The 22921-nt window shown below is 43.5% G+C and carries 17 protein-coding genes and 3 pseudogenes; 4 read left to right on the plus strand and 16 right to left on the minus strand.

Going from position 1 to position 22921, the window contains the following annotated elements:
• Window positions 1-43: 43 nt before the first annotated feature.
• Together NSS67_RS18835 and NSS67_RS18840 are read right to left on the minus strand one after the other, a co-directional pair.
• Window positions 44-391 carry a MerR family transcriptional regulator gene (locus tag NSS67_RS18835; protein ID WP_339315119.1) on the minus strand — a complete coding sequence of 116 codons (348 nt, stop codon included), beginning with the start codon at window positions 389-391 and terminating at the stop codon, window positions 44-46.
• A 27-nt stretch (window positions 392-418) separates the two neighbouring features.
• Window positions 419-1399 (minus strand): aldo/keto reductase, encoded by a 981-nt coding sequence (locus tag NSS67_RS18840; RefSeq protein WP_339315120.1) that lies wholly within the window; start codon window positions 1397-1399, stop codon window positions 419-421.
• Window positions 1400-1620: 221 nt separating this feature from the next.
• Here NSS67_RS18840 and NSS67_RS18845 point away from each other — a divergent pair, with 221 nt between their 5' ends.
• Window positions 1621-2757, plus strand: coding sequence for a glycosyltransferase 61 family protein (locus NSS67_RS18845; RefSeq protein ID WP_339315121.1), 1137 nt, complete (start codon window positions 1621-1623; stop codon window positions 2755-2757).
• 71 nt (window positions 2758-2828) lie between these two features.
• On the opposite strand, the gene NSS67_RS18850 is transcribed toward NSS67_RS18845, so the two are convergent.
• The 3 genes and pseudogenes from NSS67_RS18850 to NSS67_RS18860 form a co-directional block, all read right to left on the minus strand.
• Window positions 2829-3035, minus strand: coding sequence for a hypothetical protein (locus NSS67_RS18850; protein ID WP_339315122.1), 207 nt, complete (start codon window positions 3033-3035; stop codon window positions 2829-2831).
• Window positions 3036-3055: 20 nt separating this feature from the next.
• Window positions 3056-3553, minus strand: a complete 498-nt coding sequence (locus NSS67_RS18855) for a hypothetical protein (protein WP_339315123.1) — start codon at window positions 3551-3553, stop codon at window positions 3056-3058.
• Window positions 3554-3565: 12 nt separating this feature from the next.
• Window positions 3566-3889: pseudogene (locus NSS67_RS18860) on the minus strand (SDR family NAD(P)-dependent oxidoreductase); the annotation flags it as partial.
• Between the two features lie 18 nt (window positions 3890-3907).
• On the opposite strand from NSS67_RS18860, the pseudogene NSS67_RS18865 reads away from it, so the two are divergent.
• A pseudogene (locus tag NSS67_RS18865) lies at window positions 3908-4120 on the plus strand (TetR-like C-terminal domain-containing protein); the annotation flags it as partial.
• Between the two features lie 92 nt (window positions 4121-4212).
• On the opposite strand, the gene NSS67_RS18870 reads toward NSS67_RS18865, so the two are convergent.
• The 7 genes from NSS67_RS18870 to NSS67_RS18900 all read right to left on the minus strand — a co-directional run bounded on the left by NSS67_RS18870 (window position 4213) and on the right by NSS67_RS18900 (window position 12542).
• Window positions 4213-6486, minus strand: coding sequence for a glycoside hydrolase family 3 N-terminal domain-containing protein (locus NSS67_RS18870; RefSeq protein WP_339315124.1), 2274 nt, complete (start codon window positions 6484-6486; stop codon window positions 4213-4215).
• Between the two features lie 287 nt (window positions 6487-6773).
• Entirely contained in the window at window positions 6774-8627 is a 1854-nt protein-coding gene (locus tag NSS67_RS18875) for an ABC transporter ATP-binding protein (protein ID WP_339315125.1), read from the minus strand.
• Window positions 8614-10353, minus strand: coding sequence for an ABC transporter ATP-binding protein (locus tag NSS67_RS18880; RefSeq protein WP_339315126.1), 1740 nt, complete (start codon window positions 10351-10353; stop codon window positions 8614-8616). Before NSS67_RS18880 ends, NSS67_RS18875 begins: the two co-directional genes overlap by 14 nt.
• 11 nt (window positions 10354-10364) lie before the next feature.
• A complete protein-coding gene (locus NSS67_RS18885; RefSeq protein ID WP_339315127.1) occupies window positions 10365-10850 on the minus strand; it encodes a nitroreductase in 486 nt (161 codons plus the stop codon).
• Entirely contained in the window at window positions 10837-11220 is a 384-nt protein-coding gene (locus NSS67_RS18890; protein WP_339315128.1) for a hypothetical protein, read from the minus strand. The genes NSS67_RS18885 and NSS67_RS18890 overlap by 14 nt, the downstream gene beginning before the upstream one ends.
• A gap of 192 nt (window positions 11221-11412) precedes the next feature.
• Window positions 11413-11721: a DUF3139 domain-containing protein gene (locus NSS67_RS18895; RefSeq protein WP_339315129.1), complete on the minus strand. Its 309-nt coding sequence runs from the start codon at window positions 11719-11721 to the stop codon at window positions 11413-11415.
• A gap of 158 nt (window positions 11722-11879) precedes the next feature.
• Window positions 11880-12542, minus strand: a complete 663-nt coding sequence (locus tag NSS67_RS18900) for an SUMF1/EgtB/PvdO family nonheme iron enzyme (RefSeq protein ID WP_339320636.1) — start codon at window positions 12540-12542, stop codon at window positions 11880-11882.
• A 231-nt stretch (window positions 12543-12773) separates the two neighbouring features.
• Between NSS67_RS18900 and NSS67_RS18905 the strand changes: the two genes are divergently transcribed.
• Window positions 12774-13220: an OsmC family protein gene (locus NSS67_RS18905; protein ID WP_339315130.1), complete on the plus strand. Its 447-nt coding sequence runs from the start codon at window positions 12774-12776 to the stop codon at window positions 13218-13220.
• A 130-nt stretch (window positions 13221-13350) separates the two neighbouring features.
• Window positions 13351-15242, plus strand: a pseudogene (shc, locus tag NSS67_RS18910) (squalene--hopene cyclase).
• Window positions 15243-15754: 512 nt separating this feature from the next.
• Here shc and spoVB read toward each other — a convergent pair.
• The 4 genes from spoVB to NSS67_RS18930 all read right to left on the minus strand — a co-directional run bounded on the left by spoVB (window position 15755) and on the right by NSS67_RS18930 (window position 22895).
• Window positions 15755-17311: a stage V sporulation protein B gene (spoVB, locus tag NSS67_RS18915; RefSeq protein WP_339315131.1), complete on the minus strand. Its 1557-nt coding sequence runs from the start codon at window positions 17309-17311 to the stop codon at window positions 15755-15757.
• A gap of 312 nt (window positions 17312-17623) precedes the next feature.
• Complete coding sequence (locus tag NSS67_RS18920) at window positions 17624-20413, minus strand: glycoside hydrolase family 3 C-terminal domain-containing protein (protein WP_339315132.1); 2790 nt, start codon at window positions 20411-20413, stop codon at window positions 17624-17626.
• A gap of 279 nt (window positions 20414-20692) precedes the next feature.
• On the minus strand, window positions 20693-22015 hold the full coding sequence (locus tag NSS67_RS18925) for a family 43 glycosylhydrolase (protein WP_339315133.1): 1323 nt from the start codon (window positions 22013-22015) through the stop codon (window positions 20693-20695).
• 37 nt (window positions 22016-22052) lie between these two features.
• Entirely contained in the window at window positions 22053-22895 is an 843-nt protein-coding gene (locus NSS67_RS18930) for an NAD(P)-dependent oxidoreductase (RefSeq protein WP_339315134.1), read from the minus strand.
• Window positions 22896-22921 lie beyond the last annotated feature (26 nt).

Here is a 22921-nt window from a genome sequence, read left to right on the forward strand (position 1 = left end):
AGGAACACCTTCTAAATACAACAATAAGCCCTCAAAAGAGGACTTATTGGTTACTCAATCGTTCAATTTTTTCATCCATTCGTTCCAATACTCTATTCATCTCTTCCATTCTAGATAAGAGTTGCTTCCGCTGCTCAATCAGGAGTTCTACTCTAGCATGATCAGCCGTATCTCCCTGTCTATACAACTCAACATACTTAATCAATATTTCAACGGGAAGTCCAATACCTCGCATACATTTGATATGCTCAATCCACCTGCAGTCTTCTTCCGTATAGTCTCTGTTTCCGCTTTTATTGCGATTCACACGTGGGATAATTCCGATGCGTTCATAATAGCGGAGCGTATCCGGTGTCAGATTGAATTGTTCACTTACTTCTGTAATGGTCATACTTTCGTCATCCTCCGGTAATCGGTATTAATTAAAACCAATGATTGGGTGCGGTGTATAAGGTTCTTCTAAGAAAGCAATTTCTTGAGGCGTTAACGTAATGGACAGCGCTCCTACAGCATCTTCGAGATGTGATATTTTTGTAGCTCCAATGATAGGAGCAGTAACTGGTTCTTTCTGAAGCAACCATGCAAGGGCGATATGAATCCGCGGAACATCATGTTTTTCGGCGATAGCAGCCACCCTCTCCACGACTAAACGATCCGCATCCGCAGTCCCATCATATTTTGATTTTTGGATCTGATCGGTTTCGGAACGATGTGTTGTTACTGCCCAGTCGCGAGTTAATCTTCCTGAGGCCAGTGGACTATATGGAATAACACCGATTTTTTCTTCCTTACACAGTGGCAACATCTCGCGCTCTTCTTCACGATAGATAAGGTTGAGGTGATTCTGCATGGATACAAACCGAGTCCAACCATTTTTCTCCGCTACATATAAAGCTTTCTGAAATTGCCAAGCATACATAGCTGAAGCGCCAATGTATCTTGCTTTACCCGCTTTAACAACATCATGAAGAGTTTCCATTGTTTCTTCGATAGGTGTGTGATAATCCCAGCGATGGATCTGGTACAAATCCACATAATCTGTTCCCAACCTTTTAAGACTCTTATCGATTTCACTCATAATTGCTTTTCGGGAGAGCCCAGCACCATTGGGGCCTTCATGCATACGATTATAGACCTTTGTCGCGAGGACAATTTCATCTCGATTAGCATAATCCTTTAGAGCTCGTCCGAGAATTTCCTCACTTGTTCCATCCGAATACACATTTGCAGTATCAAAAAAATTAATTCCGAGCTCAAGCGCCTTTTTTATAATAAGCCGACTCTGCTCTTCATCAAGCACCCACTGATGGATCCAACGTTCGGCTACCCCGAAGCTCATACAACCTAGACATAGCCTGGAAACATCTAGGCCGGTATTGCCAAGTTTCACATAGTCCATTTTATAATTCCCCCTCTCTTCAATAGGTTGTTCTGTTCATTTCCTGCTATCTGTTATTATTTCACTTGGAGTTCACTCCAAGTCAAGATATTTATAAAACTAACCGCTTTAAGCTCTGTTCACTCGCCCTTTTCAGAAGGAGTTGTGTCCGTAAATGCACTGCTCCATAGAATAGTTTGATGATATTTGTGGAGTTCTACTTAGTCAAAAGGGGTGAAACGATGGGTTTTACTGTGAACGGGGGACCTCCCCATGGATATTACCGGAGCATCTTGGAACTTGCAACAGAATGGAGACATAGTGGAACTATTCGTGATGCTGGACATGTCGTTCCGTTTGATTTCGGTCGGGTGGCCATGTTCACAGCTCCTAAAAGTATTGAAACGATCATCCATCCTGCATTGACGCCTTATAGTTTACAGCCGTTTGGTGGATACGTAGCCACTATCTCGAGTGGGAGGGTATGGGGAGAATCTGGTGCTGTTCTATCTCCGGATAGGAAGCTGATCTTTGATGTGTCACAGGAATATGACGCCGTGCAAAATAGAATGCTACTAGCAGAAGAGCACCCCGTGTTCCACCAGTGGAATAATCCGAAACTTCAACATATAGAAGGGACCGCGGCCGTGTTGACGTTTTGCGGAAGCCATAACTATTTTCACTGGATGTATGATGTGCTCCCTAGGCTGGCGATGCTCAAAAGTAGTAGAATTCCTTTTTCCACTATCATCATGAATCCAAATCCATATGGACCATTTGTGGAACAAACATGGGCGATGCTCGGCATATCAGAAGCATCAGTGATCCGAGCAAATCCAGAAGCTTATTTTGAAGCCGATCAGCTGCTTGTACCCTCTTTGATGATGAATTCTCACTACCCCGCATGGGCCACAGATACGCTGCGTAGATTTTTTTTACCGCATAGAGAATCAACACTTATCACTCCTGAGCGTATTTATATTTCGCGAAACAAAGCCAGCACCCGGCGCTTGGTCAATGAAGAGGTAGTTATCCGTTGTCTTGAGGAATACAACATTCAACCCATTTACCTAGAGGATTGGACGGTTGCGCAGCAAATCCAGTTATTCGCTTCGGCAAAGGTAATCTTGGGAGCGCATGGCGCTGGACTCGCCAATTTGGCTTTTTGTCAAAGCGGAACACAAGTGATTGAAATTTTTCATGATCGGCATGTCGTTCCAACATATTGGATGATCAGCAACCATAACGCCCTCGATTATTACATGATGTATGGTCAAGGCTGGCCAGATCCTGCTATTCGTTTCCCGGGGCTCGAAGATATCTATGTGGATGTTGATCGACTGAAGCAGACTTTGCATCTGGCAGGGTTGAATGCTTAGAACTACGGTATTTTTTATTCAAAAAAAGCGTGATGCAATTTTCGCACCACGCTTTTATCAAAAAATTAGCTTTAATCGCGTTTTGTCACATACTTCATCCATAGCCCATCGTCGTTAAGCTTATCTACACTTTTTAATGAGAAGTTTGCGCTTTGCTTATTTTTTAAAGAAGCCTTATTTTCAAATAAAGTCACGGAATCAGAGGCTCCATCTGCAAATGGAACTAACACCAGGCTCAATTCATCAATTAAGTCTTCATTCAGAAAGGAGCCATTCAAGACGCCCCCACCCTCTAGCATTATTCATCGATTGAAAAAAATTGTTTCAACTTATTCACAACTAGAGTGAAATTCAAGCTTTCTTTTCCACCGAAAATATATGATATTCCTAAATTCTTCAGATGAGTTAGATAAGCATCAGATACCTGCTCCGTAAGTACTTCAATGATATGATCCTCTGTTCTATTATTACTTCCTTCTGAGATGTAGTTTTTGGTCCATCCTAATTTTCCAGAAGGGTCTACGGCTACCACATATGTTGCAGCATCTTTTTTAGCGATAAAGTCTGTCCTCGGAATGCTCGGGGTGTGCTTTTGCGTTAATTCTAATGAATGGCCTAACGTGAAGTTTTCCTCCATGGTAATCCTGCCACATATCCACGCTCTACATCCGTAACGATCATGAATTCTTTCGTATTCGTCAATAAAATAGGCTGCCCGCTCTTCTTCCAAAAAATCTCCGATGATTTTACCATCTAATGAAGTTAGCATATGGCAAATAATATAGGGTCTATCCATATAGGTCCCCCTTTATCCTACTTGCACTGTTGGACGAATAATCATTTCATTGATAGCTACATCGGACGGCTGCTCAATAGCAAAAGTAATTGCACGAGCAATGCTGTCGGCATCAATGGCCACTTTGTAAAAATCATTCAAGCCTGCTTTAGACTCTGGATCTGAGGACGTTTCTAATAATTCGCTACTAACAGACCCTGGCGATACATTGGTAACACGGATATTAGTACCACTCATTGCTTCTTCTTGACGCAGTCCTACAGAAATAGCACGAACAGCATGCTTGGTACCGCAATATACTGTACCGCCTGGGTAAATGTTATGACCAGCTACTGATAAGGCGCCCCTTATTTCCGGAATCGGTTCTTAACCTTTCTTCAAAATGAATTTAGACATGAAGTAAATGTAACTGAAGGAATAAACCACGGATTAAATGAAGAGGTTATTATTAGTTTTGTGGCATCAGCTTATGCAGGGGTAGTGGAATGGTGGTTCAAGAATGAGAAGCCTGTGACACATCAAGTCTTGGCTGAGCAGCTTGGGACGTTGTTGGAAAGGAATTTATAGCTCCCATATTATGAAACCGATAGATATAAAAAGCACCGCCTGATAGATTCTTCAGACGGTGCTTTGTTTAAATTTTTTCCATAGAACGGTTCTTATTTACGGTATTTCTTCGTTCTTTCATCCTCTATAACACCATTCCAATTCATTCCAAAGGCAAAATCATATACATGTCCTTCTGAATCTACGTGACATTCCATGTCATGCGCCACATCTTCCAGTTGCTCTTCTACCGTTTGCATGCCTGATGGCATTTGTACAGGGAGCAATCCGGAAGGCTCCTCTGCACCTGTTAACACTTGCATAAGCGCCTGATCCTGCAAACCAAAGTTAGCAAGTATAGCATCAGCCTCTCCCTCAAATTCGGCAACAACTGAAGGATTGGACAGCAACATCGACACAATTACCGGTTTGTCTTTCATCAGCTTGCGAGTTTCCAGGACACGATCCAGATCGCTCTCATTATGCGTAACAACGGTTTTTCCTTTATAAGAACGGTTAAGTACATCGTTATCACGCGCATCTCCAGCTAAGCTCTGCTCCCGAGCATGTTCCGCAGTGTACGGTCGATACTGCAAGCTGATTGGCACATAGCCGTTGCCTCCTTGGTCTGAATCTTCCTGGCTAAAGCCTACTCCTGAATTGGGACTGCTAATGAAGACAAGCGCAAAGTCTGCCTCTTCCGGTTGATCTGTCACATGGTAATATTTAGACACAACATCCAGGTTCACCGGGTATTCCGTTTTTTCCGGCGTCGGATTGCCGAACCAATCCTTTCCTGCTGGAGTGTAACGCTTCGGAATATATACGGTTTGATTCGCTGCCAACGGTAAGACTTGGTTTTTGTTCTTTAGCAGAACGATCGACTTCAGCTGCGCTTCATAGCCTGATTGCATAAACTCCGGATTCCCAACAATCTGTGCGCTCTCCTCGGGCTTCAAATATGGGTTCTCAAAGAGACCCAAGCGGAAAATATTAAGCAGAAGACGAACAGCTGACCGCTCAAAACGGTTCCGCATCCACACCTCTCCATGCTCAGCTACGCCCATTCGATAGGCTTCAAGCACGGGCTCCATCTCATTATTACCGCCGAATTGATCAACGCCTGCCATCAAGAGCTTGTAATGCCGTTCTGCGACGGTCAGACCTTCAACGCCCCAAGGCTTACCACTGAGAAAGGAATCCTTACTAATCGATTCGTCAGCTGTAATGAGCCAATCTGTGCATACAACGCCATCGTAACCGTATTTTCCCCGAAGCAGGTCGGTAATAAGATAGGAATTATATGAGTTTCCGACATTCTCCCCGTTCACCTGATCTTGATCTGTAGAAATTGTGTAATATGGCATGACTGCTGAAGCCTGCTTGGTTGGGCCGTCCAGTTTGAAAGCACCTTCTGTAAAAGGAATAAGATGCTCTTCAAAGTTACCGCCCGGATAGACGGCATATTTGCCACAAGCATAATGTGCATCCCTTCCGCCTTCCCCAGAACCACCGCCAGGCCAATGTTTTACCATAGCGTTCACACTGTCAAATCCCCAGCCTTCGTTAATCTCTCGGTCATCTTCCGAGCTCTGGAAGCCGTCGACATAAGCTCTTGCCATGTCAGCGGACAACTTCGAATCCTCACCAAATGTACCGTTAAAGCGGAACCATCGTGGATCTGTAGCTATATCAATTTGCGGCGACAGCGCCGTCCCTAGACCAAGTGCACGATACTCACGCGAGGCAACTTGCCCATACCGATAGGTGATCTTCGGATCGAAGGTTGCCGCAAGGCCAAGCGTCTCCGGCCACATGGAGATTTGCCCACCAGCTCCAGCATTGAACTCTGAGCTAGAATCTGAGCCATGGCGTGGGTCAGAGCTGTTGTTGGCTGGAATCCCTAGACCGGTTCCTTCTGCAAATGCCTGTACCTGGTTGTTCCACAGGGCGGCAATTTCTGGACTTTCAACGGTCGTCACAAGAATATGTCTTAGATGGTCCTGTGCCAGAAATGCCAGCTGTTCATCGGTAAGCTCCCATGGCTTGGCTCCGCTCTCCTCATAGGATTTACCGTTATACGTTCCTGAGAACCAGCTACTACTATGTGCTGGGATGGATTGATGACGACTATACAGCATGAGTCCAGCAATTTGTTCAATAGTCATCTGTGAGGCCAAATCTTCAGCACGCTCTTGCGGCGTCAACCGCCAGTCCTCATATTTATCCAGCTTGCCATTACGATTCAGATCTTTGAAGAACAGTCCATCCTGCTCGAGAATCTGCACTCCAGATTCAGGAGAATAACCTAAGGTTGGACCGCCCTTATTGCTTACGTAAGAAATGGTGTGAAGGCTTTTAGTTTTAATAGTCTCTCTCTGATTCATATGGTTTCCCTCCGCTATCCGTTTATTATTTAATTATAAAATAAACCACCCCATAGATGTGAGGTGGTCAATTATACACTTTTAGGTTCATTTTTAATGTAATTGAAAGCGATTCAATATTAATGATTAGGATAGATCATAAAAAATGACTCATTTTCTCAAAACAATGGAGTCAGCTCAATGAGCTCTACACTATGAGGTTCCATTCTCATGACAATAGAGAGCTCTTCACCTACTTCTAGAAGCTATATGGTCAGTGTTTTTTTACCAGCAAGATGGACGTTCCTTTAAATCACTCGTTTGAACTGAGTATTGTATAACTCGTAATAGGCACCTTGCATCGCAAGCAGCTCCTCATGACTTCCTTGCTCAGCAATTCCTCCACCCTGGATCACGAGAATGCGATCAGCATCCTGGATCGTACTAAGCCTATGGGCGATCACAAAGCTAGTACGTCCCTTCATCAAATTCTTCATCGCCTGCTGAATATGCATTTCCGTTCGCGTATCCACACTGCTGGTTGCTTCGTCCAGAATTAGAATAGCTGGATCAGCTAGAATTGCGCGTGCGATCGTTAACAGCTGGCGCTGGCCATGACTCAGATTACTGCCTTCTGCATTGAGGAGGGTCTCGTAACCATGTGGCAATCTTTTGATAAAAGCATCCGCATTAGCTAGCTGCGCCGCTTGCTCAATCTCTTGATCGGTCGCATCGAGACGGCCAAACCGAATGTTCTCACGAATCGTTCCCGAGAATACATGCGCATCTTGCAGCACCATCCCTAGTTGACTACGAAGTGCGTTTTTATCTAGCTCTCGGATGTCGCGACCATCAATTCGTATGGTACCGCCATTCAAATCATAGAAACGGATCAGCAGGTTAACAATGGTTGTTTTTCCTGCTCCTGTTGGGCCAACGAGCGCAATTTTCTCTCCAGGTTTTGCTTCAAATGTAACGCCAGACAGAATTGGGGAATCCGGCTTGTAAGCAAATGAAACGTCTTGGAAAACAACCTCCCCTTTTAACCTTGGGAGATCCTGACTTACTTCATCCCCGTATTCGGACGGCATCTCTAAAACCTCAAATACACGCTCTGCTCCGGCGATTGCAGATTGAATTAAATTGTACTGGTTAGCAAGATCAGCAATGGGTCTACCGAACTGTTTGGAATAGGTCAGGAAGCTAACGATTATGCCAACCGTAGCCATGTTATGGAAAGCCATCCAGCCACCAACCCCGGCAATGATTGCAAATCCAAGGTTGTTTATCATGTTCATTACTGGCCCAACTAATCCAGATACGATCTGTGCCTTAATGCTGACCTTATTCAGCTCTCCACTGATTGTGCGGAATCGGTTAACTTCTGCCTCTTCCCTGCTGTATTGTTTAACCACCCTTTGTCCGCTGATGGTTTCTTCGATAAACCCGCCCAGTTCACCTAAATGCCGCTGCTGATTTCGAAAATAAGTTCGGCTTAAGCCTATAATTTTACGACTAGCCAATAAAACGAGCGGGATCGTGATTAATGAAACTACGGTTAACGGAACGTTCAGCATTAACATAATAACGAGTGAGCCGCTTAGCGTAATCAAACTGTTTAACAATTGGGTAACGCTCTGATTAAGTGTGCTAGAAACGCTCTCTATATCGTTAGTTGCCCGGCTCATCAATTCTCCGTTAGCCCGTGTGTCAAAAAACTTAATGGGTAGCTGCTGATACTTGCTAAACAGATCACGACGCAGCTCAAATACGGTATTCTGCGAAACAGATGTCATGACGTATGCTTGCACCCAGGCAACTACACTGCCTAACCCATAAATGCCAATAAGGAGTATACAAAACCGAATAAGACCATGATAATCTTGGGGAATTACCGCTGTATCAATCGCTTTACCGATGAGATACGGCCCGATCAAAGAAAGTAGTGCATTCAACACTGTAAATACATATACAATGATTAACCCGAACCGTTGACGATTCAAATAAGCCCAGATGCGTTTAAGCGTGCTCGCTTGATTTTTGGCACGTACGATTGGCACAGCGCCGCCGCGTCCGGGGCCAGATCCGGGTCCTATTCCTGGTCCGAATCCGCCTGATCTAGTGATAGGAGGAGTGTTCATGCCGTTATCATGCTTTGACATAAGGAACCTCCTCTCCCTTCATCTGTGATTTCCAGATGTCTCGGTAAATTTCACTGCTGCTCATTAGACCATCATGTGTACCTTGTACAGCGATTCGACCGTTTTCTAGAATTAAAATGCGGTCCGCGTCAATCACAGATGTGACACGCTGAGCAATCAAAATATTCGTGCTACTGCGTAATCGTATTTTTAACATTTGCCGAATTCGTGACTCTGTCGCCGCATCAAGCGCACTAGTACTGTCATCCATGATGAGAATTGTAGGCTGAATTAGCAACGCCCTTGCAATCGAAAGCCGCTGCTTCTGCCCTCCAGACAAGTTGATGCCTCGCTGGCCAAGCACTGTATCATAACCCTGTGGTAGCTCTAAAATAAAATGGTGCGCTTCAGCAGCTTTTGCTGCTTGTTCTACTTCTTCATCTGTTGCCTCAGGTCTGCCATATCGGATATTATCTCGGATTGTTCCACTGAACAGGATAGCCTGCTGCATAACGTAACCGATCTTACGACGCAAATGCTCCAAAGAAATCTGCCGCGTGTCAGAACCATCAATCGTAATAGAGCCCGAGGATACTTCGTAAAGTCTTGGAATAAGACTGACCAAGGTTGATTTCCCAGCACCTGTGGCTCCAAGTATAGCCACCGTCTCACCTGGCTCAGCAGTGAAGTTAATGCCATCTAATACAAGGTTCTCATCCGTAGGATCATAGGCAAATGATACGTTGTCAAATACAATTCGACCGTTAGATACGGCAACTTTTTTAGCTTCGGGTATTTCTGTAATCTCACTAATCGTGGAAAACACTTCATTCTCCCGATCTGCGGAGACCTTTGCACGCGAGAAGAAAGTTAGCATATTGCTCAACATGAGCATAGACATCAACAATTGGGTGATATAGTTAATAAAGGCGATCAACTCACCGACTGGCAGCGAGCCGTTCCAGTTCTGCAGCCCCCCAAACCAGAGAACGGCCACGATACTGGCATTGAGCACAAGCATCATGAGCGGCATATTCAACGACATTAGCCGTACCGCTTTTATCGCAGTCTCTGTGTAATCCTTGTTGGCTGTATTAAACCTCTTCTGTTCATGCTTCGCACGGACGAAGGCTTTAACTACACGAATACCCGATAAATTTTCCTGCAATACTGTGTTGACACCGTCTAATTTGACCTGCATTTTCTCAAACAGGGGAAAAGAAAGTCGAATTAACCCATACAATATTACAACCAGCAGTGGCACGGCAACGACAAGGATGAGGGTCAGCGAAGGACTAATCCGTATGGCCATTATCAAACTACCGATTAATAGCAATGGAGATCGAATATTCCGCAAAATCATCTGAACAAAGGTTTGTAGCTGCACCACATCGTTTGTTAAGCGAGTAATTAGCGAGCCCGTCTTCAATTGATCCAGATTCTTGTTTGAGAATTTCTGAATATGTTCAAACAGGTTAATCCGTAAATCATTCCCGAAATTTTGAGAGGCGATGCTTGAAAACACGGTGCAGCCTATCCCACCAATGAGACCGAGAAATGCTACGCCAAGCATGGTCAATCCCGTCGAATAAATATGTGATAAATCTTTTGTCATAATCCCATGATCCACAATGCTCGCCATAAGTGTAGGTTGAAGCAAATCCATAAACACTTCGAGCATCATCATAAGTGGTGCTAACACAGACCACACCCAATATGGCCTTAAGTAACTCTTAAGTTTCCACATTCCATCACCTTTTAAGATAAATATGTGATTTTTGACTTCATCGGTGTTCTCGGCTTAGCATTTGGAACTTCCTCCGGATAGCCAATGCCAAATACTCCAATCACATCGTAATCTTGCGGGACACCCAGAATTTCACGATTATGAGGCAAAGCACCTAAAGAAGCCCAATATGCTCCAACCCCCGCTTCATGTGCGGCTAATAAGAAGTTCTGTGCGAAGCAAGCGGCAGCCATAACATTCTCATCACGTTCGAACGCTGTTGCACCAGGTTTGGATAAGACTGCAAGAACGACAGGAGCACTTCCAAAATCCGTCTTATGCTTTAATTTTGCTCTAGTATCTGGTCCGATGAACAAAAGCTCCCAAGGTTCATTCATTCGATGATTAGGAGCATAACTAGCTGCTTCCAGCCATTTAAATAACTCATCTTCATGAATCGAATCGGCTTTAAATTGCTTAACACTTCTACGGGTTTTAATAAGATCAATGGTTTTCATTTTTTTGATCATTCTCCTCTTTTTTATTATCGCTAGCAGTCTTATCTTCAGGCGTTACTTCATGAATCTGAAAAATATGGATAAACTCTTCAATAATCGCTTCCGTTGCTTTCAATTCACCGCTAATCACTTGCTTGATCGAATCCAGCTCCGGTGCTTGCAGCTGTCGCTGTAAAGTTGCTCGATTCACATTAAGCTTTTCCAAAAATGCTAGAGCTCTGCCACGACGAAAAGTTTGAGCACTTTTTGGGGGGCCATCCATAGAATCCATCCCATGTCTACTCATGTGCTCTCGATCTCTATGCTCTCCACGGTCTTTATGCTCCCCATGTTCTCTATGACCACGTTTTCCGAATTGTCCATCCCGCATAGTTATTCCTCCTTCACTTTGTATACATATGTATACGTTTTGGTTATGTATACAAATGTATACGTACGAATGTACTCTGTCAAGGTATCATTTTCATTGGGCGAGTCCACAAAGAAAAAACCGCACAGCGTGCGGTCAGCTTGGCGAGAAACAAGTTATTTTTCATAGCAGGATTTATTTGTTTTATATCAACTAATGATTAACCTTCTTTAATCTTTGCGGTTCCTTAGGGTCTAGTTGCTTCCAATCCGATGCATCTCTGTCTGTAAAAATGTATTCAGTGTCAGGGTCATCGGTAAATCTTACATACACAGGGAATTTAGGCATAGAAGCAAACTTAGCTTTAATACTCACTAAATCAGATTCAGAGTACCCTTCTACTGTTAACAAGTGTTCTTTTAAGCTTCTCTCAAGGGAATTATATTTAAACTGAAGTGCTGTATACATTCCAAGAATGAGTAGAGTAATAATTATTGCGGAGATAACTACAAACTTTCTCATTCTAGAAGTACCTCCTTTAGTAAGTCTAATTATCGGACGGTCAGAAATTTGATCGGAACGTGCATTTCTAGTTGGATGAAAACTTTCACTTTCTGGATCATGTTATTAGGTTTCTTGCTTCGTGCATTTATCACTTGAGAACTACTTGCTCCGTGAGCTCAATTAATGTCTGTTTCATATAAAGATCGAGCTAGCCGGAATCCAAGATCATCCACGCTGAAAGTGGGATGACTGCGACGACGACAGGTAGCCCCACAGCCTCTGGCCTCTTCAGCCCAGCTGCCTCCTCGAAAAATTCGATAGGACCCGTACACTTTTTCATCATATAAATCCCAGCACCACTCCCAAACATTCCCTAACATATCATTAAGCCCCCATGCATTTGGTTCCTTCGTTCCTACTTCATGAAGTTCACCATCTGAATTTTCATTAAACCAAGCAATATTATCCAGCTCTCCATATTGATAACCGGAAGTCCCTGCTTTACATGCATATTGCCACTCAGCTTCCGTAGGAAGTCGATAACCGCCCGCTCCCCAATCACAAATAATGTGTTCTCCATCTTTGCTTATAATATAGGCTTCTTTCAAACCAGCTTTCTGTGAAAGCAGATTACAAAAGGAAATAGCATCATACCAAGAAATATTCACTACTGGTTTATGATTTTCTTCAGGTGATTTTGATGGTTTATTAGTTATAGCATTGTAAAGCTCCATCGTTACAGGATATCGAGCAAGATGAAACGGTCTTAATTCAACTTTCCATTTGCTTTTTATTCTATCGTCTCTTAATTCTATTTCTCCCCCAGGTATTTTAACCATAGGATAGTTCAAGTAGCGTTCAATTTCATTTGACACTCTATCTACCTCCCCTTAATTTTCTATAAAACTCTTGAAGATGTAAGAATCCAATTTATACTAATCAAGTATTGACAAGGTATTAAGAATAGAACTATAATCTATACAATTCCTAGAAAATTACTATGAATTAAATAAAGCAACGCTGAACTATCGAATCATACTTGGGTTGTCCAGAAGAAGGAGTGTAAACACATGCCAAATGTTCAAACTTTCAAAGCAACTGCCCATTTACAAGATGGGGTTAAGGTCGTTACTAAAGCAAGACAATTCGAACTTGTCATCGACGAACCACAAAGTCTTGGGGGAACGGATACAGGAATGAATCCTGTCGAAGCTTTGCTTGCTTCTTTGGGCGCTTGCCAATCCATTGTGGCTCGAGTCTATGCCTCTAAATTCGAGGTAGAGCTTGAAGATTTCAGAGTAGACGTTGAAGGTGATCTGGACTTAGATGGATTCTTCAACCGTTCTGAAGTTCGTCCCGGTTATTCCGATATTCGTTATACATTCTACATAAAAACCTCTTCGCCTGCTGAGAAGGTCGAAGCATTCGTACAATTTTTAGAAAGCAAATGCCCAGTGGGTGACACGATTGCTGCCCCAGTGAATCTTACGCTGAATCGTATTATTATTGAAAACTAAATTGTTAAATACCTAACCTAATGTATATAGGCTGTGAGGTTGCATAAAGCAACTTTGCAGTCCTTTTTCATTTCGCCCTCCCTACCATCATATAATGCTAAAAATAAAGGACTTCGGAGGTACCAAAGGAATGAATCATACACTAAGTACAATAGATAAGGAGATCGAGCGTTTAACAGCATTCCTGATTAATCAACAGCAGCAAGATGGATCTTGGTATTTTTGTTTTGAGAATGGGATCGTTATCGATGCTTATGTCATCATCCTCTTTCGGATATTAAACGTACCAAATGAAGACCTGATTCGACAGCTACATGATCGTATTCTTGCTGAGCAACAGCCAGCTGGGTTCTGGCAATTGTATAGAGATGAGAAAGAGGAAACTTATCTACCTCGGTTGAAGCCTACTACGCCCTTCTCTACTCTGGGTATAGTAAGGAGACAGATGAGCCGATGTTGCGCGCTAAGCATTATATTCAATCCAAAGGAGGAATTGGGAAAGTTACTAGCATCCTAACTAGAGTCATCCTTGCGGCTACTGGTCAAAGCAAATGGCCTTTGGCAATTTCTTCGATTCCATTAGAGGTGCTATTGTTCCCGTCCTACTTTCCGATTAATTATTTTGAGTTCTCTGGCTACTCAAGAGTGCATCTCACGCCTATGCTCATTATGGCTGATCGACGTTTCTCGATCTCAACAGCTAATGCTCCTGATCTGTCTGATCTCATATACACGCGTACTGAAGCAGATGAACCTGCTTCTCGTGGATATCAAGAGCTACAGGACGTTATACAATCTGGCCTAAACAGACTTCTAGGGAGTCCTCGTTACATTCACGAAGTCGCCCGAACCAAAGCAGAACAGTTCATGCTCCAGCGGATTGAATCCGATGGGACCCTGTATAGTTACGCAACTAGTACAATTCTTATGGTGTATGCCCTGCTAGCTCTGGACTATGATCAGCAGCATCCTCTGATTAAGAATGCCGTAGATGGGCTTACCGGGATGCAATGCCGTTCGAAAGGTAAAACAACCATTCAAAACTCTCCATCTACGATATGGGATACGGCTCTAATCACCTATGCTTTGCAGGAAGCACAAATTCCCGATGATCATCTCGCAATTAAACGTGCGGCTTCGTATCTGCTGTCCAGACAGCAGACTAAAACTGCTGATTGGAGCATTCATAATCCGAATACGGCTCCCGGGGGATGGGGATTCTCAGAATCTAATACGATTAATCCGGATGTGGATGACACGACCGCAGCTTTACGAGCCATTCGTAGTTTATCGATGACCCTTCCGACCTATCTGGAGTCTTGGAATCGTGGACTGAATTGGGTGTTATCGATGCAGAATAAAGACGGCGGCTGGCCGGCTTTTGAAAAAAACACCAATAAAGAAATGCTCACATGGCTCGCAATCGATGGCGCTAAATCTGCGGCCATTGATCCCTCGGAGGCGGATCTTACTGGGCGTACCTTGGAGTATCTTGGGAACTTTGCCGGGCTTGATACACGGCACGAATTCATCGAGCGAGGAACGAAATGGCTGAGTCAACATCAGGAGAAGGATGGTTCATGGTACGGAAGATGGGGCGTTTGTTACATCTATGGAACTTGGGCTGCTTTAACTGGTCTACAGGCAGTTGGTCTATCTATAGATCATGATACTTTGCAAAAAGGAGTGAAGTGGCTCCTAAGTATTCAGAACTTGGATGGTGGTTGGGGGGAATCTTGTCATAGTGATCGGTTATTGCGATACGTGCCTTTGGGTGAGAGTACACCTTCCCAAACCGCATGGGCGTTAGGTGCCCTTATAGCGGTTCATCCGGAGACAACACCTGCGATAGATCGAGGAATTCAAAGACTAATATCATCTATGCACGAAGTCGATTGGAAAAGCTCTTATCCGACAGGCGCTGGCCTTCCCGGCAATTTTTATTCTAATTATCATAGTTATCGGTATATCTGGCCACTGATCACGCTGAGTCATTATAGAAAGAAATATGGGCAAGGTTAATACCGGATCATATGTCTATTTTTATACTGCTTCATTTTTTAGCTGTCTCATTAAAGCTTGAATCGCACCCAAACGAAGCCCTTCATGAAATGTGGCTGTTGCTGCAAAATCAGAGCAGCGATCATCCGTTATCGAAGAATAACTGCTCTGTATTTTTGCCGATGGTTAGCTGTTTCTAATCTATTTCACCTACCGCTAAATTACCCATTCATAATCATTCTCTGAGCTTTTCGGACCCAGATGACGCTATTTACTTGTTTTTACCCTTTTGCGTTTGGTTACGGACTCCAGTGCAGCTATTCCTTAAAAAGAGGGTCAAAATTGGTATTTCTCATGCCAATAGCGGCGATGGGGTCCGTTAAACTTCCAAATAGGGGTTAAAGTCCCTTTTAACGTCAACTGTGTCCGCTAGCAATTTCACGCATTTAAAATAGCTAATCAATGACAACTGCTGTTTGGATCAGCTCCTATATAATTTACTAATAGGCTAACACTCCAGCCAATATCCCCATTCAAGAAACAGGCGTTATCGTTGGCGGTTTCGGTGTCCTTTCAAAAGCATGGGTTACCTGCAATGTTGCTGCGTAGGTGATTAACGAAACGAATAGCGCTCCGGACAGTTCAATGATCTGCCCCAGGTCCATTCGTTCCAAAATACCGTGAGCCGTCATCCCGCATATCGTCATGACAATTCCTCCCACGCCCACCTTGAATACAATGCGAAAGTCAAAATAAAATCCGATCGTTCCCGCCACAGATAAAAAATTCAGCAGTGTCAGCAGCAAGAGCCCGAGTCCAAACCCCATAGCAACCCCTTCGATTCCAATATTTGAACCGAGAACAAAGATCGCAATGACTTCAAAAATATTCGTAAAAATATGGTTCCACATGACGGTTGAGGCTTTCCCCAGACCAAGCAGAATCGCTTGTAGTGGCGCTCCAAAATAATAAAGAAAAAATAAGGGGGCAATCAACCTTAGCAGTTCGCCCGCTTCTGGCGAATGATAGATCATAGTCGTTAATGGTACAGCCCATAAGTACAGGATGATTGTACACGGGAGACCTACAATAAGCGCGGATCGCATAGCCATATCCATCCGACTATGCATAAGTTTGCTATTGTTGCTCACACTTGCTTCGCTGATCGCCGGTATTAATGCAGTTGACAACGATTGTGTGAAGAAGCTGGGGAGAAACAACATTGGGAGAGCATATCCCGCCAAAAGTCCGAATTGCTTGGTCGCCATCTCCACACCCACACCAAACAGTACTAGACTTTTCGTTATAAGCAGTGGGAGAAACGCATGGTAGATTGAATGAATAAAACCGCTGCCAGTCATCGGTAACCCGATGCGCAGCAGATCTCTCAACGTACTGTCCCCTTTGGGTGAAATATTTGATCTAGGCGGTGGGGAGGTTTTGATCTTCCCTCGATTTGCCCATTTGAAGACAGCAAACAAATAAAGCAAACCAAAACCTTCGCCGATAACGGATGCCGCCATAGCGCCTGCAGCTGCATAGGCAATACCATAGGGCAACAAAACGTTGACAACACCGATAATGACAATGATTTGCGCCAAATTCTCAATAATATCGGAAAAGGCCAGCGGGTTCATGTTCTGCTTTCCACGAAAATAACCTTTCAGTACAGCTGACATCGCAATAATTGGAATGATCGGCGTAATAGCGACCATAGCATAATACGCCCGCTGATCGGCTAAAAAAACCGAGGCGATCCATTTGGAACCAAATAGAGCCACTAAAGTTAGTATAATACTCAACGTACCCGTAATGCTTAAGGATACTCTGAGAATTCGCTTTACTCGCGCTTCATCCTGCTTAACCTCGGCTTCTGAGACAAGCTTTGAAATCGCAACAGGAAGCCCCAGTTCTGTCAGCGTAATAAACAAGGGCAAAAGTGGATGAGCAATCATAAGCAGCCCTACCCCTTCTGCTCCCAGGAAACGTGCCAGTAAGACGCCGTTCAAAAATCCGAGCCCTTTTGTAAAAAATGACGAAACGGTTAAAATGAACGTGCCACGAATAAAGCTTTGTTTACGCATCCCCATTTCTACGCATCTCCATCTATGGTTTGTCCTGGTCCTACTTTCTAACTTATTCGAACAAACTCAAGCACATGCAGACAAGTATTTTGCAAAGTAGTATTTATCCTGCAAAAAAGCCCGACACACCAATGCACACCACCAGAATACAAAGGCTTTACGGAATTCATTCACAGCGTTAATGACGTGATCTTACCCTATGAGCAGTGATTGCTATCGGTTCTCAGCAACAATAAGCACAACAAAAAAACCGCGAAAATATCGCGGTTTTTAGAAATGAATAATATTAACGATCTATTCAACATTAACACAAATCACTTAATCGATTTTATTAAACTCGATCCAATCGATCTGCAAACCTGGCTTGATGAACTCCAATTTCATTTCATAAAGACCTGCTTCAAGTTCAACCTTCACTAGCTTTTGTCTGATCCATTGACCTTCCGTACCATTCGTTTGAATAGTTGTCATCAATTGATCATTCACAGTCACATTACAAGCACTTTGAGCCAGCTCAGGTTCCGTTGACATGATATGCACTAGAATCCGGTATTGACCAGCCTGTTCTACTTTAAAGCTAGTTGATCCTTCTACGACAGGTTTAACCTGTGGATTCTGTGATAGAGATTGAGCTTGTTCTACTGTAAGTGAAGGATTAGCTTTGAAGGACTCAACCGTTTCTACAATTTCCTGTTTTCTCGAGAATACAGGTGCATTCATGATAAACTCACAAATGTTAATGGCAGAACGTTGAAGCTCGCCCCGAGTTAATGTACCATTTTCCAAAGACTCAATCGTATTGTCATTCCATCCGTTAATTTCTGCACCATAGTTAGCTACAACCATATAGAGGTCGTTTTGTGCACGAACCATCCAGTTTGTAAATTTCCGGTCAGCGGGTCCACCATTAACAACATCATTCATGATCGCCCACCAGTCAGTCATTACGATGCCTTTAAAGCCCCACTCCCCACGAAGAATAGTGGTGTTCAAATCATAATTAGAAGCCGCCCAATGTCCGTTAACTGGATTGTAGGAGGTCATTATAGAATTCGAACCGCCCTGTTTCACCGCGATTTCAAAGCCTTTCAAATAAATCTCACGAAGCGCACGTTCAGATACCACGGCGTTTACCTTACTACGATTTTTCTCCTGATTGTTACAAGCGAAATGCTTCATCGTAGCGGTAGATCCGCCTTTCAAAATACCGCGAGTACATGCAGCGGCAAACACACCAGAGATCAACGGATCTTCTGAAAAATACTCAAAGTTACGTCCATTAAGCGGACTGCGTCGGATATTAAGGCCAGGTCCAAGCAAGGAATCCACGTTATTTCTTAACAACTCTTGACCTTCCATAACATAAAGCTCTTCTACCAATTCCGCATTCCAAGTAGCTGCAAGAAGCGTTCCGATAGCAACCTGAGTCGCCTTAGCTCCGCTGTCCATACGAATTCCTGAAGGGCCATCAGCCGTACATGCAACCGGAATTCCGAGATTAAATAAACTGTCACTTACGCCACCAAATGCAGATGCTGTGCCCGGTGTAACTAAAGGACTGCTCATGCCTTCGCCACGTACAATTGCAGCCAAATCCTCATCACTGAGCTGGGCAATAAAGGCTTCCATACTAACTTTCTGTTCATACACGTCTCTTAATTTATATCCTTGATTTCCTGTTTGTGAAATCGTCTCTGGAAGATTAGTTTCAATTCGCTCAGCTAACGAAATCTTGCGCTTAGGAACCTCTACATAGACAATTTCATACGAACCGTCCGCTTTACGAGCTCCTGGCATCATTCTCGTAAAGTCTTCAGTAGGTGCAAGAGCTTCTTGCAACTGCTCCACAACTTGAAGGGCTTCTACAACGTATCCGTCTTTACCTTCAACGCTGACTTTCTCTACTTGTTTAACACTGGTTCCCACATACAAGTGATACGTACCTTCTTCGAGCACATAGGCAGAAGCATGTCCTGTCACACCTGCATCATCATAAGAAGCCATCGAATGAACTGAGAAACTCACGGTAAGGCGCTGCGCTTCACCCGGTTCAAGAACTTTTGTCTTGCCGAATGACACCAGAGCTTTAGCTGGTTTACCAAGCTTACCTTGTGGAGCTTCATAATAAACCTGAACAACCTCTTTACCAGCAAAGGTAGTTCCTGTATTGGTAACGGTTACGTCGACTTCAATAAAAGTCTCGCCTTCTTTGGTAATCAATTTAGCTTCTTCTGGCTCGATACTAAAGGTTGTATATGATAACCCGTAACCAAATTCAAATTGAACCTTGTCTGGGCAAAATGTCTCAAAATAACGATATCCCACATAGATATCTTCCTGATACAAGTTCGTAAATTCATTGCCGTAATTTTGTGTTGATGGATAATCATTGATGGAATAAGCGATTGTATCCGTCAGTTTACCGCTTGGAGTTACCTCTCCTGACAGCACATCTGCAATCGCATTTCCGCCTTCCATACCACCCTGCCATGAATAGATGACAGTCGAAATCGGATTTTTATAGCTTTCATCGTTCATCCAGTTCATGTCAATAATATTCGAGACATTCAGAACAACGATTGTTTGCTCAAAATATGTAGTTACCTGCTTCAGCATATCCTTTTCATCATTTGTTAATTGGTAGCTGCCCGGTGCATCAGCATTATCCTGATCTTCTCCAGCCGTGCGACCAATTACAAGGATGGCTTTATTCGATTTGTTTCTAGCCTCGGAAACCAATTCATCGCTCAAAGACATTTCCTTCTGATGCCAAGGTTCTGCAGCCCATGCGCCTCCACCGTTATCAAATGGATTCTGCTCAATCCACTTTTCATAGACAGCTGCCACTTCTTCGTTAACTGTAAAGTTCTTCTTGCTGCGAAGACCATCCAATAAATTAGTCGTATAAGTTACATGGACACTACCACCTGAACCTGTACCACTGCGATAATAATTCACTTGGGATCTACCAAAAATAGCAACATTATCGCCTTTGGCAAGCGGAAGCACCTGATTATCATTCTTCACTAGTACCGCACCTTCTGCGGCTACTGTCCGGCTAAATTCTGCAAAACCTTCTAATGGAATTCCCACATTGTGTGTGCTCAATTTATTTCCTCCTGTTGTTCAATTCTATAGGTTGTTTCTTGAAATCTTCATTTCCTTAATAACATCCTAACAATTCATCTATATTATTATAGTACATTGGAAAACTGGAATATATATAATAATTAACTTTATTAATATAATAATATTGGTCTAGAGGATATCTTTATTTATTGTAAAACAAAAAAACCGCGCATAGCGCGGATATCATTTTTTAGCCAACCCTAGTTGTTTTCTATCCAGGATGGTATATCGCACAGCTTGCGAACGATCATTTCAGTTCTAGATTGGACTCACAATGATACTTTCTAGACTGATTTCACCATGTCCACCTGTGATTTTCAGTGTATTGATAGCACCTGGCAATAAATTGACGGTAATATTTGTACGTCCACTAAACTCTTGTTCCCCACCAGTAGAAAGAGCATTAAGGAGCGAGTAATCCTTATCGTTGACACATAGATTCACTTTTGCTAGACGTTCACTCGTAGCATAATGAAGTTCAATGGATGCTCTACCGCCCTCCCCACCATCAATATTATTGAAGAGAACGTAGGAACCCTCTGTTTGTAAGTGGCTAACCACCTTCTGACCCGATTCTAGCATCTGTATCTCTGACCCTCCAAAAACTAGACAATCCCCTACTGCATACACCTTAAGCTGAGGATTTACTTCCGGTGCAGCTCCAATCGATGAGACGCCCTCTTTTGTCTGAATAACAGTCTTAATCGTACCGTCGTCGTTGAACTCTAAGTAATCGATACACACGCTGCGCAGATTGCCTTCTCCAGAAATGGCCTGATTATGATAGAACAAATACCATTGGCCCTTGAACTCCACCACTGAACCGTGAGTTGTCGAACAGCCTGTCGGCTCCAGAAAAATCCCTCTGTATGTCCACGGGCCAAGCGGATTATCACTAGTTGCGTATCTCATTCGATTGTTATCTTCTAAGTTATCCGCATACGTAAGATAGTAAAGACCTTTTCTTTTAAATACCCAGGCTGCTTCATGAAAATCTTCTAGTCCCTCCATTTGAGTCATCCCGTTCTTCAGAGACAGCATATCCTCACACAGTTCCCCACCAAGGCATGTGCTACCCCCGCCGTAATACATATAAGCGCGATCATCTTCATCCACTATCACACATGGATCGATCAAAGCGAACCCGCCAAGACCCGGAATATATCCCTGATCAGTAAAATCACTTGCTGGCTTCTTGCTAGTCGCTACCCCAATTTTCCACGAATCATTCCAATTCGAGTCACTCGGATGAGGATAATAGAAATAGTAGGTTCCGTTCTTGTACGCACAATCTGGAGCCCACATGAAACCGCCCTCAGGTCTACCCCAAGAAACATCGTCCGAGCTAAGAATTTCACCTTCATCCAACCAATTCACCATATCTTGTGAGGAAAATACGTGATATTTGTCCATAAGATCACAGCCTCTAGCTGGATCCATATCATGAGATGCGTAAATATAAATCTTACCATCATTCCAGACATGGGCTGATGGGTCTGCTGTATATATGGATGTGATTACAGGGTTCAAGGATGTGCTCTTTTTAGATTCGACTAATACATCTCGTTTGTTGATAGTCATGATAAAACCTCCTGAAGTATGCTTATTTGATGGGACGCTACTCTAATTCTGTATTTGACCACGAATGCTTAGGTTGCCAAGACAGGAGCTTTTTCGCCTGAGCATTACTGACAATTGCCTCCCTATCTTGGAATGTCTTACGCAAGTCACCTACTTCAGGGTAAAAGCTCTTCAGCAGCTCTTCCGTAGTTCGATCACTTAATGTATCATCTCCAGTGATGTTCAGGTGAATGGCACCATTAAGTTCAGCATGGAGAGCGGCCATGCAAGCATTCACTGCGTCCCGAATATCAATATAGCTCCACAAAATATGTTTGAACGTCTCCGGTTTTGCTATCGCTAAATGCCGGTAATCCCCCGGCCCAGTAATCATTGAGAAACGTAGTGATGTCACCTGCATACTGTTTCTCCGGTGAAACATTTCGGCAGTCAGCTCGTTGACAACCTTGGAGAGACCATAACATTCTTGAGGTAGCTGTGGATGCTCTTCGTCTACAGGAAAATAGTGCGGTGAGAATGGTTGTGGAGCCCAAGCAAATCCGTAGGAAGACTCACTTGAGCCCATTATCACTTTTCGAATACCCAAGAGGGAAGCCGCTTCCAGCACATGATACCCAGCCACTGTATTATTCGCATAAATATAAGAGTGTGGATAATGAATCGGCGCTGGTATAGCAGCCAAATGTACGATAGCATCTACGCCTTCAAGCGATCCTATCACTTGCCCGAAATCATTCAGATCGACTTTAATCTGCTTGCAACGAATTCGGTCTGATAGGTGATTATCTAAAGACACAACTTTATAATTCTGTTCTTGGAGCATCCCGATCACTTTAGAGCCGAGTTTGCCCCCTCCACCTGTAACGGCAATAGTGTTCATTTCAATATACCTCCTTTATCTGTGGT

The organism is Paenibacillus sp. FSL R10-2734 (assembly GCF_037963865.1).
Taxonomy (GTDB): domain Bacteria; phylum Bacillota; class Bacilli; order Paenibacillales; family Paenibacillaceae; genus Paenibacillus_AQ.

Bases quoted from the DNA above. Each gene is read 5' to 3' on its own strand.
- NSS67_RS18835 (WP_339315119.1), bottom strand. From the start codon at position 391: ATGACCATTACAGAAGTAAGTGAACAATTCAATCTGACACCGGATACG.
- NSS67_RS18840 (WP_339315120.1), bottom strand. From the start codon at position 1,399: ATGGACTATGTGAAACTTGGCAATACCGGCCTAGATGTTTCCAGGCTA.
- NSS67_RS18845 (WP_339315121.1), top strand. From the start codon at position 1,621: ATGGGTTTTACTGTGAACGGGGGACCTCCCCATGGATATTACCGGAGC.
- NSS67_RS18855 (WP_339315123.1), bottom strand. From the start codon at position 3,553: ATGGATAGACCCTATATTATTTGCCATATGCTAACTTCATTAGATGGT.
- NSS67_RS18870 (WP_339315124.1), bottom strand. From the start codon at position 6,486: ATGAATCAGAGAGAGACTATTAAAACTAAAAGCCTTCACACCATTTCT.
- NSS67_RS18875 (WP_339315125.1), bottom strand. From the start codon at position 8,627: ATGTCAAAGCATGATAACGGCATGAACACTCCTCCTATCACTAGATCA.
- NSS67_RS18880 (WP_339315126.1), bottom strand. From the start codon at position 10,353: ATGTGGAAACTTAAGAGTTACTTAAGGCCATATTGGGTGTGGTCTGTG.
- NSS67_RS18885 (WP_339315127.1), bottom strand. From the start codon at position 10,850: ATGAAAACCATTGATCTTATTAAAACCCGTAGAAGTGTTAAGCAATTT.
- NSS67_RS18890 (WP_339315128.1), bottom strand. From the start codon at position 11,220: ATGCGGGATGGACAATTCGGAAAACGTGGTCATAGAGAACATGGGGAG.
- NSS67_RS18895 (WP_339315129.1), bottom strand. From the start codon at position 11,721: ATGAGAAAGTTTGTAGTTATCTCCGCAATAATTATTACTCTACTCATT.
- NSS67_RS18900 (WP_339320636.1), bottom strand. From the start codon at position 12,542: ATGGTTAAAATACCTGGGGGAGAAATAGAATTAAGAGACGATAGAATA.
- NSS67_RS18905 (WP_339315130.1), top strand. From the start codon at position 12,774: ATGCCAAATGTTCAAACTTTCAAAGCAACTGCCCATTTACAAGATGGG.
- spoVB (WP_339315131.1), bottom strand. From the start codon at position 17,311: ATGGGGATGCGTAAACAAAGCTTTATTCGTGGCACGTTCATTTTAACC.
- NSS67_RS18925 (WP_339315133.1), bottom strand. From the start codon at position 22,015: ATGACTATCAACAAACGAGATGTATTAGTCGAATCTAAAAAGAGCACA.
- NSS67_RS18930 (WP_339315134.1), bottom strand. From the start codon at position 22,895: ATGAACACTATTGCCGTTACAGGTGGAGGGGGCAAACTCGGCTCTAAA.